This is a genomic window from Nocardia sp. CDC153 (assembly GCF_035818515.1).
Lineage (GTDB): Bacteria > Actinomycetota > Actinomycetes > Mycobacteriales > Mycobacteriaceae > Nocardia.
In genome coordinates this window covers 182,304-196,806 of record NZ_JAYKYU010000002.1, presented here as the reverse complement: position 1 = coordinate 196,806, position 14,503 = coordinate 182,304, and the positions used below count along the sequence as shown (strand labels likewise).

At 66.2% G+C, this 14,503-nt stretch carries 14 protein-coding genes; 3 read left to right on the top strand and 11 right to left on the bottom strand.

The window, feature by feature from the left end; all coding sequences use genetic code 11:
- Nucleotides 1–162 precede the first annotated feature (162 nt).
- Both VMT65_RS09050 and VMT65_RS09045 read left to right on the top strand, forming a co-directional pair.
- Entirely contained in the window at nucleotides 163–1,416 is a 1,254-nt protein-coding gene (locus VMT65_RS09050) for a glycosyltransferase family 4 protein (RefSeq protein ID WP_326307607.1), read from the top strand.
- The gene (locus VMT65_RS09045; protein WP_326307606.1) at nucleotides 1,413–3,521 is read left to right on the top strand and encodes an amylo-alpha-1,6-glucosidase; all 2,109 of its coding nucleotides are present in this window, start codon (nucleotides 1,413–1,415) and stop codon (nucleotides 3,519–3,521) included. Before VMT65_RS09050 ends, VMT65_RS09045 begins: the two co-directional genes overlap by 4 nt.
- A gap of 319 nt (nucleotides 3,522–3,840) precedes the next feature.
- On the opposite strand, the gene VMT65_RS09040 is transcribed toward VMT65_RS09045, so the two are convergent.
- The 11 genes from VMT65_RS09040 to VMT65_RS08990 are packed head-to-tail and all read right to left on the bottom strand — an operon-like array spanning nucleotide 3,841 to nucleotide 13,365.
- Nucleotides 3,841–4,431 carry a hypothetical protein gene (locus VMT65_RS09040; protein WP_326307605.1) on the bottom strand — a complete coding sequence of 197 codons (591 nt, stop codon included), beginning with the start codon at nucleotides 4,429–4,431 and terminating at the stop codon, nucleotides 3,841–3,843.
- Nucleotides 4,432–4,439: 8 nt separating this feature from the next.
- On the bottom strand, nucleotides 4,440–5,615 hold the full coding sequence (locus tag VMT65_RS09035; RefSeq protein WP_326307604.1) for an MCE family protein: 1,176 nt from the start codon (nucleotides 5,613–5,615) through the stop codon (nucleotides 4,440–4,442).
- Nucleotides 5,612–6,703, bottom strand: coding sequence for an MCE family protein (locus tag VMT65_RS09030; RefSeq protein ID WP_442790210.1), 1,092 nt, complete (start codon nucleotides 6,701–6,703; stop codon nucleotides 5,612–5,614). The genes VMT65_RS09035 and VMT65_RS09030 overlap by 4 nt, the downstream gene beginning before the upstream one ends.
- A gap of 29 nt (nucleotides 6,704–6,732) precedes the next feature.
- Nucleotides 6,733–7,839, bottom strand: coding sequence for an MCE family protein (locus VMT65_RS09025; protein WP_326307602.1), 1,107 nt, complete (start codon nucleotides 7,837–7,839; stop codon nucleotides 6,733–6,735).
- Entirely contained in the window at nucleotides 7,839–8,849 is a 1,011-nt protein-coding gene (locus VMT65_RS09020) for an MlaD family protein (protein ID WP_442790209.1), read from the bottom strand. The genes VMT65_RS09025 and VMT65_RS09020 overlap by 1 nt, the downstream gene beginning before the upstream one ends.
- A complete protein-coding gene (locus VMT65_RS09015) occupies nucleotides 8,846–9,868 on the bottom strand; it encodes an MlaD family protein (protein ID WP_326307600.1) in 1,023 nt (340 codons plus the stop codon). The genes VMT65_RS09020 and VMT65_RS09015 overlap by 4 nt, the downstream gene beginning before the upstream one ends.
- Complete coding sequence (locus VMT65_RS09010; RefSeq protein WP_326307599.1) at nucleotides 9,865–11,214, bottom strand: MlaD family protein; 1,350 nt, start codon at nucleotides 11,212–11,214, stop codon at nucleotides 9,865–9,867. Before VMT65_RS09010 ends, VMT65_RS09015 begins: the two co-directional genes overlap by 4 nt.
- A gap of 8 nt (nucleotides 11,215–11,222) precedes the next feature.
- Nucleotides 11,223–12,086, bottom strand: coding sequence for an ABC transporter permease (locus VMT65_RS09005; protein WP_326307598.1), 864 nt, complete (start codon nucleotides 12,084–12,086; stop codon nucleotides 11,223–11,225).
- Between the two features lie 2 nt (nucleotides 12,087–12,088).
- On the bottom strand, nucleotides 12,089–12,952 hold the full coding sequence (locus VMT65_RS09000; RefSeq protein ID WP_326307597.1) for an MlaE family ABC transporter permease: 864 nt from the start codon (nucleotides 12,950–12,952) through the stop codon (nucleotides 12,089–12,091).
- Nucleotides 12,952–13,140: a hypothetical protein gene (locus tag VMT65_RS08995; protein WP_326307596.1), complete on the bottom strand. Its 189-nt coding sequence runs from the start codon at nucleotides 13,138–13,140 to the stop codon at nucleotides 12,952–12,954. Before VMT65_RS08995 ends, VMT65_RS09000 begins: the two co-directional genes overlap by 1 nt.
- Nucleotides 13,141–13,365, bottom strand: coding sequence for a hypothetical protein (locus VMT65_RS08990; protein WP_326307595.1), 225 nt, complete (start codon nucleotides 13,363–13,365; stop codon nucleotides 13,141–13,143).
- A gap of 218 nt (nucleotides 13,366–13,583) precedes the next feature.
- Between VMT65_RS08990 and VMT65_RS08985 the strand changes: the two genes are divergently transcribed.
- Complete coding sequence (locus VMT65_RS08985; RefSeq protein WP_326307594.1) at nucleotides 13,584–14,483, top strand: oxygenase MpaB family protein; 900 nt, start codon at nucleotides 13,584–13,586, stop codon at nucleotides 14,481–14,483.
- Nucleotides 14,484–14,503: the final 20 nt, after the last annotated feature.

Here is a 14,503-nt window from a genome sequence, read left to right as displayed (position 1 = left end):
GTTCACATCCGTGATGCCGCAAGATATATCGGGAATTCTTTACGAACAATCCGTTGACCGTGTTTCTCGGTTGCCGCTCGTTTGGGGTCTTGGCAGGGTGGGTATCGGCTGTACACAGAGATACTCGAGTTTTCGCCTCTCGATGACGAGAAGGAGTCTGCAATGAGTTTCGATCTGTACCGCGACCGGCTGGCCGAATCCGACCGGCCTTTGCATATTGTGATGGTTGCCCCTCCGTATTTCGATATTCCCCCGCGCGGATATGGCGGCGTAGAGGCCATTGTGGCGAGTCTGTGCGACGAACTGGTCGCCCAAGGCCATCGCGTCACCCTGCTGGGTGCGGGACGCGACGGCACGGCGGCGGATTTCATTCGTATCTGGGACGACGTGCAGACCGCGCGGCTGGGCGAGATCTACCCGGAAGTGGTGCACGCCATGAAGGTTCGCGCGGTCATCGAAGAGCTGGCCGCCACCGACCACATCGATATCGTGCACGATCACACCTTCGCGGGTCCGTCGAACGCGCCCTTCTATCGACTGCTCGGCATCCCCACGGTCGTGACCGTGCACGGCCCGGTCGAGGACGACATGCGGGATTACTACCATTCCTTCGACGACGGTGTCGGCCTGGTCGCGATCAGTGACCGGCAGCGCGCGCTCGCACCGGAATTGCCGTGGATCGGCCGGGTGCACAATGCGATCGATCCGGACGATTGGCCGTTCCACGAGCAGAAGAAGGATTACGCGCTGTTCCTGGGCCGCTACGCCGATTACAAGGGTCCCGACCGCGCGCTCGACGCCGCCCACGCGGCGGGTATTCGCCTGATTCTGGCCGGAAAATGCAATGAGCCAGCCGAACACGCGTATTTCGACGAGCACATCCGGCCGCGCCTGACCCCGGACGATTGCGTCTTCGGTGAGGCCGATGCCATTGCCAAACGCGAACTGCTGGCGTCGGCGCGCTGTCTGCTGTTCCCGATCTCCTGGGAGGAGCCGTTCGGCATCGTCATGATCGAGGCCATGGTGTGCGGCACCCCGGTCGTGGCGCTGCGCGGCGGCGCGGTCGAGGAGGTGGTGGAGCACGGTGTCACCGGCTGGATCTGCGACGATCCGGCCGAGCTGCCCGACGCCATCGCCCGCGTGGGTGAACTCGATCCGTTCGCCTGTCGTGAGCGTGTGGTGCAACGGTTTTCGCTGGATCGGCTGGGTGCGGGTTATGCCGAGGTCTACCGGCACGCGATCGTGGTGGCCGAGGCGCGGGCACGCATGCGGGGTTGGCGCGGGCGGCTGCCGATGGCCGTGTCCGCGCCGGAGCTGCTCACCGCCCCGGCGGTTCTCGACACCCCGGAGGCTCTCGGCACCCCGGAGACTCTGACCGCCACCGACACCGAGGATGCCGTGAGCGTGCGGTCATGACCGGCGCGGTGTTCAACGCCGGCCCGCCGGTACCGATCGACGCGAGCGGCGGCGTGGTGACCCTCGTCGAATCGAGCACGTTCTGCCTGTCCGACCACCTCGGCGACATTCACGACGGCACCTCGCAGGGCCTGTTCTACCGGGACGCGCGGGTGCTGTCACGCTGGCAGCTGCGGTTGGACGACCATGCGCCCGAAGCGCTTTCGGTCACTACGCCCGAGGCGTTCCGCGCCCGCTTCATCCTGCGCAAGCCGCCGCGACCGGGCGTGGCCGACTCGACGGTGCTGGTGGTGCGGCGGCGCATGATCGGCGACGGCATGCGCGAGATCATCCTGATCGACAACCTCGGTGACGAGGACACCGCCATGACGGTGACGCTGCACGCCGAGTCGGACTTCGCCGATCTGTTCGCGGTGAAGTCCGGCACGGTCGCGGCCGGCACCGGCGACGTCCGCGCCGACGACGGGCAGCTGCACCTGACCGATCGCGGGGGCGGCGGGCGCGGGCTGATCATCAGCGCCGACGGCCATCCGCTCGCCCTGCCCGGCATGCTCAGCTGGCGGATCGTGGTGCCCGGGCGGGCGCACTGGCAGACCACCGTGTACTGCCGCCCGGTGATCGCGCACCGGGCCGTGGAGATGAGCTTCGGCGACGACGAGCAGGACGGTCCGCTGGCGCGACTCAAGCAGTGGCGAGCCAACGCCACCAGCCTCACCACCGGGAACCGGAGCCTGACGGCGATTCTGCAACGCACCGAAAGTGATTTGGGCGCACTGCGAATCGACGATTCACCCAATGGCGGTCCGACCTATGTGGCGGCGGGCGCGCCCTGGTTCATGGCATTGTTCGGACGCGACAGCCTGCTCACCTCGTGGATGGCGCTGCCGCTGGATTCGGCGCTGGCGCTCGGCACCCTGCGCCAACTGGCCAAGCTGCAGGGCACCGGGATCGAGCCGGTGACCGAGGAGGAACCGGGCCGCATCATGCACGAGATGCGGCACGGCCCCGGGGGTGATCAGGTGCTCGGCGGGTCCGTGTACTACGGAACCGTCGACGCCACAACGCTTTTCGTCATGTTGTTGGCCGAATGCTGGAGGTGGGGAGCCGATGAACGAGAAATCCAGGATCTGCTGCCTGCCGCCGACGCGGCCCTGGCGTGGATCGACGACTACGGGGACGCGGACGGCGACGGATTCGTCGAATACCGCCGCAAGACCGATCGTGGCCTGGCGAATCAGGGATGGAAGGACAGCTGGGATGCGATCAACTTCGCCGACGGGCGCCTGGCGGATCCGCCGATCGCCCTGTGCGAGGTCCAAGGCTATGTGTACGCGGCCAAGCGCGGGCGCGCGGACATAGCCGAGGCGTTCGGCGACGGTGCGACCGCGCGGCGGCTGCGCGGGGAGGCGGCGGAGTTGCGGCGCAGGTTCGAGGAGGCGTTCTGGATTCCCGAGAATGGTTGGTACGCCATCGGTTTGGATGCGAACAAGCAGCAGATCGATGCCTTGTCGAGCAATGCCGCGCAGTGCCTGTGGACCGGCATCGTCGGCGACGACCACGCCCGCGCGCTCATCGAGAATCTCGGCGACGCCTGCATGGACAGCGGTTTCGGGCTGCGCACGCTGGCCTCCACCATGGGTCGCTACAACCCGATGAGCTACCACGACGGCTCGATCTGGCCGCACGACACCGCCCTCGCAGTCGCGGGATTGATGCGCTACCAACACATTCCGGGTGCCATCGAACTCGCCGAGCGTCTCGCGGGCGGCCTGCTGGAGGCGATCATCGCCTTCGGCGGCCGCCCGCCCGAACTGTTCTGCGGCTTCTCCCGCGCCGCCCTCCCGACCCCGGTGCCCTACCCGACCTCCTGCTCCCCACAAGCCTGGGCGAGCGCCGCGCCGCTGCTCCTGCTGCGCGCCTTCCTCGGCCTGGAACCCGACGTTCCGCACCGCACCCTCACGGTCTCCCCGCGCCTGCCCGAACGCATCGGCCAGGTCCGCCTGGCCGATCTCAAACTCGGCGACGCCACCGTCACCCTCGAGGCGAGAACCACCACCGTCAAGGTCGAGGGCCTCCCCGCCGACTGGGAGCTGCGCCAGACCTGACCGCAGCGCCTCCGGACGGGTCGGGCAGCATAGTCTCGAACGATCGAACACGGTGTCGAACCCAACGAGGAGAGGATCCCCATGTGTCAGCCCGTCCCCTGTGAAACCTGCGGCAAGACGACCTGGGCCGGTTGCGGCGAACACATCGCCGAAGTCAAGGCCGTCGTCCCCGCCGACCAGTGGTGCGACGGCGAGCACTAGCCCAACGCTGTCGGGGCGGCCCACCCGCCCCGCACGGCCCTACCGCCCCGACCGACGAGATCACCCGGTGGTTGCTGAATCACGCGGCGAGTTCGTCAGTGGTGGGTGAGGTTCAGGCTCACTGCTGAGGCTGGTGTGCCAGTGGAGAATTCACCTTGTTGACGAGCCAGCGGTCGCCCGAGCGTTCCAGGCGCATGACCATGGACAGCTGGCCGGGGGCGGGCTTGCCCTGGGTGCCGAGGCTGGTGATGGTCTGCCCGATCACCACGATGGCCTCGGCGGAGTCGTGGTCCACGTTTCGCACCGCGCACTGGACGTCGGTGGCCGTTGAGACCACCTGTCCTTGGGTCAGCACGTCTCGCAGATCCTTGCTGGTCGAGTCGAATTGTTTGCGCCAGTCCCCGGTCGCGCCGGCGAGAACCGCGGTGAAATAGGCATCGAGATTCTTGGCGTCGTAGGTGGCGAGCACCGGGGCGTACTTGCACGCCGCGGCCTGAGCCTCGGATTGGGCTGTCAGCAGGTCCTTGCTGTGCGCGTCGTGCCGGTAGAGAACGATGCTCGAACCGATCGATGCGGCCAATGCGACGACTATCGCCGCGCTCGCTAGGACTCGACCGCGCTTGCCCAATCGTGGCAGCCGCAGATGCTCGGGCAGCGATTTCCTCCCGCGCGGTTCGGCGGGTGGCTGGTCGATTTCGGTGTCGCTCATGGGGTTTCCTATCGGGGGATGGGCTGGGAGAGTTCGTTGCCGGTGGCACCGGGTGGGGTGGTCGCGCCGTTGTCGGGGATGGCTGGGCGGGGAGCGTTGGCCGAGCCGCGGATTTGGATGGCCGGATTCGAGGTGACGCAGTAGTTGTAGAGCCGGACTCGGGTGTCGGCTTGGATGTCGGTGGGGACGACCGGGATGGTGTCGTAGTCGCAGCTGGGGCGGGGCCAAGGGTCGACCAGGGTGTTGTACGCGCCGTCGTGGGCGGGGACACCGAGGGCCTCGGAGCCCGCGCGCAGGGCCGGGAACAGGGCCGCGATGGCGGGGGCGCGGAGCTTGGCGGCCTTGGTGACCGCGACGAAGTTCGTCACCAGATTGGTGACGGGGTCCTGGGTTTCGGAGATGAAACCGTTGAGCGTCGCCAACTGGCCCGGCCCCTGCCGGAGCAGTTTGCGCAATTCCTGGTCGGCGGAGGCGAATTGGTCGAACAGCACGGTGCCCGCCGCGGTCAGCGTCCCCAGATCGGGTTGGGCGTGCTGGGTGGTGTCGGCGATGACCTCGAGGTTCTCGATCAGCTGCCGGGTCTGCGGCAGCAGGTCGTCGAGCCCGGACATGGCGCGGCTGATGCCGGACACCATATTGCGCAGCCGATCCGGGCCACCGGCCAGCGCCTTGTCGAGCTCGTCGACGATGACGTTGAGCCGGTCGGGATTCATGCCGCCGATCAGATCGCTGAGATTGGTGAACACCGCCTGGATCTGCACGGGAGTGCTGGTACGCGCCCGCTCCACCACCGCGCCGTCGCGCAGATACGGCCCGGTGTCGGAGTCGGGCCGAAAGTCGAGGTACTGCTCCCCGGCCGCCGAGAGCCGCCCGACCGCGACGGTTCCGCCGACGGGAATCCGTGCGCTGTCATCGATTTGGGCGACGGCGGCCACACCGTCCCCAGCGACGTGCACATCGGTGACCTTCCCGACCCGGCTACCCCGGAAGGTGACGTCATTGCCGGGCAGCAACCCGGCCGAGGACGCCAATTCGACCGTCACCGAATACGTGTGCGGAATCGGATTGAACCGCAACACATACCCGCCGATATACCCCGACCCGAGCACCAGCACGGCGATCAACCCGATATTGGCGATGGCGATGCGCTGCCGCACCACCCACTGCCACAGCGGCGGATTCATCGATCCCCTCCCTGCGGCTCGGGCTGTGTGTCCGGCTGCCGAGGCGGGCTGGTGACCCGCCCGAACACCTTCGCCAACACCTGCGCCAGACTGCCGATGAACTGCCCGACATCCCCGACTTCGGGCCAGCGACTACCGCTGGGATCGGTGAGCGCCCCGATATCCAGATACGACACCGTCGCCGCCACGGCCAATGCCGGTCCGCGCAGGCTGGCCATGAGCGAGGGATAGATCTGATGCAGCCCATCCAGCGCGGGTGTCAGCTGATCACTCTGCGCGAATCCGGACATGAGGGCCTGAATGCTGTTGAACAGCCCCACGAAATCGTCACCGGTGGTGTTGGCGAAGTCGCCGAGGGCGTCGGTGGTCGTCGCCACCTTGGCGAGCAGATCCACGATCTGCTGATTGTTCTCGGTCACCAGCGCGATGAGCGCGGGAAACGTGTCGGCCGCCTGCCCGAGCTGCGCCTTGCGCCGCGCCAATTCGCCCGAGAGCGAGTTCATCCCGCCGAGCACTCGATCGATATCCCCGGTCCGCGCGTTGAGCGCGGCAATGGCGGCGGTCATCTCCGTGATCAGATGTGACAGCTCCGGCGCGCGCCCGGCGAACATGGAGTCCAACTGCCCGGTGATCTTCGCGGCCTGATTGATCCCACCTCCATTGAGCAGCAGCGAGATCGACATCATGAGCTGCTCCACCGACGCCCCCGCCGCCGTGTGATCGACCCCGATCGTGTCCCCGTCCCGCAGCGGCTCCCCGGCCGCCTGCGCCGAAGGCAGGGTCATGGCCACGAACATGTCGCCCAGTGGAGTGGCCTGCCGCAGTTCGACGGTCGTGCCCTTGGGCAGCTGAATGTCCTGACGGATCAGCATCTGCACATCGGCGAGAAAGTTCGTCGTCTTGATCCTGGTGACGACCCCGATATCGGTTCCGCCGATCTTGACGTGCGCGTGGTCGGGCAGGTTCAGCGCGTCGGCGAACGCGGCGTGCACGGTGTAGCCGGGTGCGCCCAGCCCGGGTTTGGGCATGGGCAGGGTGTCGACGGTGACCGCGCACGAGGTGGTGGCGAGCAGGGCGGTCGCGGTCACGATTCCACCGAAAGCCGTTGTGCGTAGTCTCATTTCAGGTTCGCGATCCCCAGGAGTGCGGCCGTGATGCCGAAGTCGGGCCCGAAGTCCTGGACCTTGCCGGTGCGGCAGCCGTCGAGTCGCATCTGGATGCGTTCGCAGAAGGTCGACAGGATCTCGCCGTCGAGCAGTGACTTGTCCAGCAGCCCGTGCAACCGCAGGGCTTGGCGTTCGGTGCTGGTGGCATTGGCCAGGTTCTGGAACATGAGCGGTCCGACGTCCACGATCTCGGTGAGTCCGCGGGCATTGGCGCGCATCTGGTCGGTGATCCCGACGAAGCGGGTGAGGGCCCCGGCCAGCTGATCCTTGTTCTGTCCGACCAGCGTGGCGGTATTGGTGACGAAGTCGTCGAGCTGTCGCAGGACCGCGTCGATGCCCGGGGCCTGCTGACCCATGAGGTTCACCAGCTCGGTGAGCCGCCCGCTGAACTCGCGCACGGTCTGATCGTTCGAGGCGATGACCTGGGTGATGTCATTGAGTTTGATGATGGTGTTGGAGATCTGGTCCTTGTTGGCGAAGGTCACCTCGAACGCGGAGGACAGCGCGTCGAGCGTCTCGCGCAGCTTGTCGCCATTGCCGTTGAGCAGTGGGAACAGCACACGGCTGGCCATCGGCCCGCTCTGGTTGTCGCCCTTCAACGCCTCGCCCAGCTGCGAGAAGGTGGCCAGGATGCGATCCAATTCGACGGGAACCCTGGTGCGCTGCAACGGAATATAGGCCCCGTCGGCCAGCGTCGGCCCGTCCCCGGCGTAGGCTGGAGCCAACTCCACGTGACGATTCGTGATCAACTGTGGATTCACCAGCGCCGCAATGGCATCGGCTGGAATCTTGACATCCTTGTCGAGGGACATGGTGACTTGCACGTAACTGCCCTTGGGCGTGACGGTTTCGACGGTCCCGACCGGAACACCCAGCACCGCAACGTCATTGCCCGCGTACAGTCCGGCGACATTCTCGAAATCCGCGGTCACCTTCATCCGCGCCCCGAGGTACTCCCTCGGCAGTGAGGTGAGCGAGTCCGGCAGCAGCCCGCACGCCGACGTGAGCAGCAGCGCAGCACCCAGCGCCGCGAATTTGCATCGTCTGCGAAATGTCATCACTTGCACCCCTGTACGGCCTGCGCGAAACACAGCCAGTTGTCCGGAAACAGCCACGGCGCGTACACATTTCCGTACGGTCCGTCGCCGAGCACATTGTTGAACTGCCGCAAGGTCACCGGCATGATCTGATACAGCCGATCGAGATTGCCCTTGTTCTTCTCGAGGCCCTCGGACATGGTGTTCAGATCGGTGATGAGCGGCGCGAGCTGATCGTTGTTCTCCAGGCCCATCTGCTGCAGCAGGCTCGACAGCGCGGCCACATTGTCGAGCAACTGTTTCAGCAGCGTCTGCCGCTGCTGCACCGCGTTGCCGATCGCCGCACCGCGAGTGAGCAACAGCAGCACGCTGTTCTGATTGTCCGAGGCCAGCTGCGAGACGGTGTCCATGCTCTTCAGCAGCGTGTCCACCTCGTCGCGCCGATCATTGATCACCTTGGCCAGCGCGCCCACGCTGTCGAGGGCCTGCACGGTCAGCTCCGGTGAGGTGCCCATCTGCTGGTCGACGAGATCCAGCGCCTGCCGCAGCTTCTGCGGATCCAGCTTCTCGATGCGCTCGAAGGAGTTCTTGTACTGCGGATCCTGAATGACCTTGCCCAGGTTGTAGGGCACCTCGGTGTGATCGAGCTTGATCCGGTCCCCGGCCAGCGATTTACCGTGCCCGGGTGTGAGATCCACGTGGAGCCGACCCAGAATGGTCGACATCTTGATGGCCGCCCGCGCGTCATCACCGAGGCTTATCTCCCGGTGCACCCGCATATCCACGAGCACCTTGCCGTTGTCCAGCCTGACCGCGCTGACCTGCCCGACCTCGATGCCCGACACATCCACGGTCGCGCCCGGCCGCAGCCCGGACGCCTGGGCGAATTCGGCGTGAATCGTCTTGTCGCCCACCTGCGCCTGCTTCAGCACGGTCGACCCGACCAGCAGCAGCACCACGAACCCGGCCGCGAACAGTCCGAGTCGCAGGTATCGGTTGGCGAGGAATCCGGGATAGCGCAGCCGCCTCATCGGCATACCTCCGAATGGGATTGGCCGCCAATCTGATCGAACAGACCGGGCGGGAGCAGCACGCCCCACAGCGACACGTCGAGACTGCACAGGTACGCATTGCCGTACGCGCCGTAGCTGCTGAAGCGCGCGACGCCATTGAGGACGTCGGGCAGCTCGACGGCGGCCTTGTCCAGGGACGCGCCATTGAGCAGCAGCAGCGCGACACCGGCGGAGGCATCGGTCTGGGCGCGGGCCGCGCCGGGCTCGACCGCGGCGATAATGTTCACCAGCGAATCCGTCGCCGTCGCAACCCGTTCCACCGACGATTTCAATGTCGAGCCCTGCGTGTACAGCGCCTCGGTGAGCGCCCGCGCCTGGGTGATCAGCGTCTCCAGCTCATTGCTGCGGTGGGCCAGCCCGGAGATGACGCTGCTGAGATTGCTCACCACCTGCCCGAGAATCTCGTCCCGCTGCCCGAAGGTCCCGGCCAGCTGCGCGGCCTGGGTCACCAGCGCGCTGAGCGACACCCCATTGCCCTGCAGGGCCTGAATCAGCGTCTCCGACAGGGAGTTCACCTGATCCGGTTGCAGCACACTGAACAAGGGCTCGAAGCCGGACAGCAGCGAGGACACGTCGAACGACGGTTCGGTCCGCTCGATCGGAATCTGATCCCCGGCCGCCAGCGGTTGCCCGGCCTCCTTACCGGGCATGAGCGCGATATACCGCTGCCCGATGAGGTTCTGATACCGCACCAGCGCCTTGGTCGTCGTGGTCGGGTGCTGTTCGTCCTGTATCCGGAAGTCCACCCGCGCCCGGTACCCGTCCCCGAACGAGATCTTGTCCACCCGCCCGACCCGCACCCCGGCCATCCGAATGTCATCGCCGACCCGCAGCCCGAGCACATCGGAGAACACCGCCGAATAGCTGTGCGTCCCACCGGGCACCGCGCGCTGCAGTGTGGACCAGATGGTGTAGGTCAACACGATGGCGACCACGGCGAAAAGGCTGAAGCCCGCCAAGGCTTTTCCCGACTTCACGCGGCACCTCCGGCCTCGGCGGGGACGAGGGAACCACCGGCCAGCATCGGCGTGAGCAATAGGATTTCGGCCGCGGTCGGCGTGCGGCCGACCAGTGCCGCGATGGCGTCGGCACCGTGCAGTCCGCCACCTCCCACCTCGGCTGCGGGAGCGGCCGCGGGCGCGGTGAGCCCGGGAATCGCGGGCAGGGCCGGAATGCCGGGAAGTGTCGGAGCGGGCCCTGCTGCGTCTAGATGCCGGGGCGTCAACTGCTGCGGAAACTGCTGTGCCGGAGCGGTTTCCGGCACGGTCCCGCCACCGCAGCGCGGCCCGGCCAGATCGCCGTAGTGCGGGCAGTCCTTGGCCGTGTACTGCTGGAACGGCGTGAAGGACACGTCCATCTTCCACACCATCTGCTTCTTGGGTCCGTAGGTGAACGTGGTCTGCAGCCGCTGCAACGCGGTATTCAGATTGGCGATGGCGTAGGGGATGGCTTGGGTGTCCTGGGCCAGGCTGGCGAAGAGCTCGTTCAGTCCCGAGACCAGGAACTTGCCGGAGTCGGGATTGCGTGCGAACAGACCGTTCACCGTGTCCACCGCGGTACCGCCGCTGCTCAGCAGATCCATCAGCGCGGCCCGCTGTTCGGTGAGCGTGCGCGCGGTGGTCACCGACTTGGCCAGGGTTCCTACCAGATCCGGGGCCGAGGTACTCAGCGCGGAGGCCGCGCGTCCGAGATTGCCGAGCAGATCGCCGATCCCGTCGATGCCGCGCACCTCGGTGACCCAGTGATCGAGCCGCTCCACGGTCGACCCCGGCACCCGCGACCCCGGGTCCAGCGCCGCGGACAGGGTCGACAGCACCCGGCCCAGCTTCTCCGGCTGAATCGTATTGAGCACGGTGCGCAGCACATTGAGCGTGGTCTGCAACTGCACCGTGGCCGAGCTGGTGTCCTCCGGAATGGTCGCACCGGCCCGCAGGGTCTCGCGGGTCGGCGTGGTGTCCACCAGCTCCACCGCAGTCACCCCGAAAATATTGTTCGGAATGACCCGTGCCGCCACCGTCGCCGGAATCGTTCCCGCCACTTGGGGTTTCAAGGCGATCGCGGCCCGCTGCCGCTCGCCCTTGGCGACCACCGCGACATCCTCCACCCGACCTACGATCATGCCGCGGAACTTCACATCGGCGTGCGCGGGCAGCCCGTCACCGGTGCTGGTGAGCTCGGCGACGACCGGCACCTTCTCTTCGAAGCGGCCGTTGTAGCGCAGCGCCAGCAGATACAGCAGCACCGCCACCGTGGCGATCAGGGCGAGTCCGGCCAACGTGAGCTGCCGGGCCGTCGGCCCTCGCCCGCTGGGATCGAGAATCATCGCAACACCTATCCCGAGATGCGGAACCCGGGGTCGATGCCCCAGATTGCGAGGGTCAGAAAGAGATTGACGAAGACCATGACGACGATGACCATCTTGATGGCCCGCCCGGCCGCCACCCCCACGCCCTCCGGGCCGCCGGTGGCGACGTAGCCGTAGTAGCACTGGATGAACGTCGAGATCATGACGAACAGGACGACCTTGAGCAGCGACCAGAACACGTCCGGGCCGAGCAGGAACTGGAAGAAGTAGTGGTCGTAGGTGCCCGCCGTGGTGCCGCCCAGGAACAGCACCGACAGCTTGGTGGCCAGATACGCCGTCGCCAATCCCACGCTGTAGAGCGGAATGATGGTCAGCGTGGCCGCGATCATGCGGGTGCTGATCAAGTACGGAAGCGGCCGAATGGCAAGGGATTCCAGCGCGTCGATCTCCTCGGAGATGCGCATGGAACCCAACTGCGCGGTGAACCGGCACCCGGCCTGAATGGCGAACGCCAGGGTGGCGATGATGGGCGCGAGCTCGCGGGTGGTGGCGAAACCGGAAATGGCACCGGTCAGCGGCGACATGGTGAGCAGGTTGAGCGCCGTGAACGACTCCATGCCCACGGTGATCCCACCGAACCCGCACAGCGCCACGACCACGCCGATGGTGCCGCCGCCGACCACGAGTGAGCCATTGCCCCAACCGACATCGGCCGTAAGCCTGAGCACTTCCTGCCGATAGTGCTTCAACACGAACGGAATCGCGATGAGCGCCTGGAAGAACGTGATGACCTGATGCCCGAGCCGCTGATTGGCCGCCACGGGAATCGACACCACAGTCGTGGCCATCCGCACGGGTTTGAGCGCCGGGGGAGTGTAGCTACTGCCCATCCTCACACCACCTTCGTCGGTAGCAGTGTGTTGTAGAGCTGGGTGAGCACGATATTGGTGGCGAAGAGCATGAGCGCCGAACTCACCACCGCCGAGTTCACCGCATTGGCCACCCCACCCGGCCCGCCGTGCGCGTGCAGGCCGATATCGCAGGCGATGACCGCGGTCAGCAGCCCGAAAATGGCCGCCTTGAGCACCGCGATCACCAGATCATTGGCCACCGCGAAGGACGCGAACGACCCGATGAACGAGCCCGGCGTCCCCTGCTGGGCATAGACATTGAACATGTAGGCCGTCGCGAAGCCCACGAAGACGATGAATCCGCACAGCAGCATGCTCACCAGCACCGCCGCCGCCAGTCGCGGCGCGACCAGTCGGCGTACCGGATCCACGCCCATGACCATCATGGCGTCGATCTCCTCCCGAATGGTCCGCGACCCCAGATCCGCGGTAATGGCCGACCCGACCGCGCCCGCGATCATGAGCGAGGTCACCAGCGGCGCGCCCTGGCGGATGATGCCCAGCCCGGCCACCGCGCCGATGAACGTGGTCGCGCCGACCTGATCGACCAACGCGCCCACCTGAATCGACACCACGACCGCGATGGGAATGGCGACCAGCACGGTCGGCGCGGCCGACACGCTGGTCATGAACGCGCACTGCTTGATGAACTCCCGATACGGGAAGCGGCGGCGCAGGATCGACACGACCAGCTGCCGCAGGGCGTCACGACCCAGATCGACCTGTCGCCCAAGGGTTTCCAGTGACCGTTGCGGATGGCGCCGCCAGAGTCCGCGAATACTGCTACCGATGCGTTCGAGCTCGGTAGGTTCGGCTGGGCCGGAGTGTTTTTCGAGTGTCGTCATCAGGCCGCGCCCTCGAGATAGCTCTGCAACCGCACCAGTCCGAACCCGACCACCGCGATCCCCGCCGCCACCGTGCACAGCACGGCAACCCAGAGCCCCACGCGCAGAACGGGATTGACTTTCATACGCCCACCGAGGATCTTGATGCCGATCACCAGGATGTCGATGAGCCAGACCAGGGCCATCATCTAGGTCATGCACACATTCGAGAAGGTGAGCACCGGCCAGCACACGATGGATCCCAGGAACGAGATGATCACATCGAGGCCGTGCATCTGCTTCAGATGCGAGGTGTGCGTGAGCGTCCACACCACCCCGACCAACCCGTAGGGGATGCCGAGAATGATGAGCGTGCCGAGAAATTCCGACACCTTCATCTCGTAAGCGAGTATGCGATCCAAGCGCTTCAGCATGCCGCCAAGTTCCTTCCGGTCCCAGCCCGTGCCGCTGTGCACGAGCGGCCGCAGCGTCGTATGTTACTCAGTATTCTTCAACGGGGAAGCGAATCGGAAGATCTTTGCTTCCGCTGTCTGTTGGTGCACAGTTGGCATGATCGAACAGATTTCGGTCACTGTGCAACGGTCATAAGTTAGTATCGGTTCATCGTGGAATCTGCCCGGGAGGGGTACTCATGGCAATCGCGGCAGCGCAGCCGTCCGGCGCGGCCCTCACCCTCGAACAGACTCGCATCCGCATCCCCGGCGTGCACCGGCCCGACGGCAAGCGGCCGCCGAAACTCGAGGACGCACTGGACTTCTGGCAGTTCTCCGGGGCCGCCGCGAACGTGGCCATGCAGATGGCGCGGCCCGGGGTTGGGCACGGCGTCGCCGACAGCAAGGTCGAGTCCGGTGCGCTCATGGTGCATCCGTGGAAGCGGTTGCGCACCACGGCCTCTTACCTCGCGGTGGCGATTCTGGGCACACCCGAGGAGAAGATCGCCTTCCGGGAGGCGGTGAATGTCGCGCACCGCCAGGTGAAGTCCGAACCCGGTGTCCCGGTGAAGTACAACGCCTTCGACCGCAACCTGCAGCTGTGGGTCGCGGCCTGCCTCTACATCGGCTTCGAGGACTCCTATCAGCTACTCAACGGCAAAATGAGTCCCGAACAGGCCGAGGCGTTCTACTCCACCGCCGCGCCCCTGGGCACCACCCTGCAGGTCACCGCGGACATGTGGCCCAAGACCCGCGCGGAATTCGACGAATACTGGGTGGTGGCCTGCGAGCAGGTGGCCGTCGACGAGAAGATCCGCGCCTTCGTCGACGACCTGCTGCATCTGCGGATGATCCACTGGTACCTGCGGGTCCTCTTCGGCGGCCTGCTGCGCTTCCTCACCGTCGGCTACCTCGCGCCCTACTTCCGCGATCAGATGGGCCTGACCTGGACCGCGGCCGACCAACGCCGCTTCGAGCACCTGTTCCTGTTCGTAGGTTTCGTCAACCGCTTCATCCCCCGATTCCTCCGCACCGCGGGCACCCGCTCGATGATGGCCGACGTCCGCCGCCGACTGAAGCGCCACCGGGCCCTCATCTGACCGACGGCCGTGTCACCGGG

Bases quoted from the DNA above. Each gene is read 5' to 3' on its own strand.
- VMT65_RS09040 (WP_326307605.1), bottom strand. From the start codon at position 4,431: ATGAGCGACACCGAAATCGACCAGCCACCCGCCGAACCGCGCGGGAGG.
- VMT65_RS08985 (WP_326307594.1), top strand. From the start codon at position 13,584: ATGGCAATCGCGGCAGCGCAGCCGTCCGGCGCGGCCCTCACCCTCGAA.
- VMT65_RS08990 (WP_326307595.1), bottom strand. From the start codon at position 13,365: ATGCTGAAGCGCTTGGATCGCATACTCGCTTACGAGATGAAGGTGTCG.
- VMT65_RS09035 (WP_326307604.1), bottom strand. From the start codon at position 5,615: ATGAATCCGCCGCTGTGGCAGTGGGTGGTGCGGCAGCGCATCGCCATC.
- VMT65_RS08995 (WP_326307596.1), bottom strand. From the start codon at position 13,140: ATGATGGCCCTGGTCTGGCTCATCGACATCCTGGTGATCGGCATCAAG.
- VMT65_RS09010 (WP_326307599.1), bottom strand. From the start codon at position 11,214: ATGATTCTCGATCCCAGCGGGCGAGGGCCGACGGCCCGGCAGCTCACG.
- VMT65_RS09045 (WP_326307606.1), top strand. From the start codon at position 1,413: ATGACCGGCGCGGTGTTCAACGCCGGCCCGCCGGTACCGATCGACGCG.
- VMT65_RS09000 (WP_326307597.1), bottom strand. From the start codon at position 12,952: ATGACGACACTCGAAAAACACTCCGGCCCAGCCGAACCTACCGAGCTC.
- VMT65_RS09025 (WP_326307602.1), bottom strand. From the start codon at position 7,839: ATGACATTTCGCAGACGATGCAAATTCGCGGCGCTGGGTGCTGCGCTG.
- VMT65_RS09050 (WP_326307607.1), top strand. From the start codon at position 163: ATGAGTTTCGATCTGTACCGCGACCGGCTGGCCGAATCCGACCGGCCT.
- VMT65_RS09005 (WP_326307598.1), bottom strand. From the start codon at position 12,086: ATGGGCAGTAGCTACACTCCCCCGGCGCTCAAACCCGTGCGGATGGCC.
- VMT65_RS09020 (WP_442790209.1), bottom strand. From the start codon at position 8,849: ATGAGGCGGCTGCGCTATCCCGGATTCCTCGCCAACCGATACCTGCGA.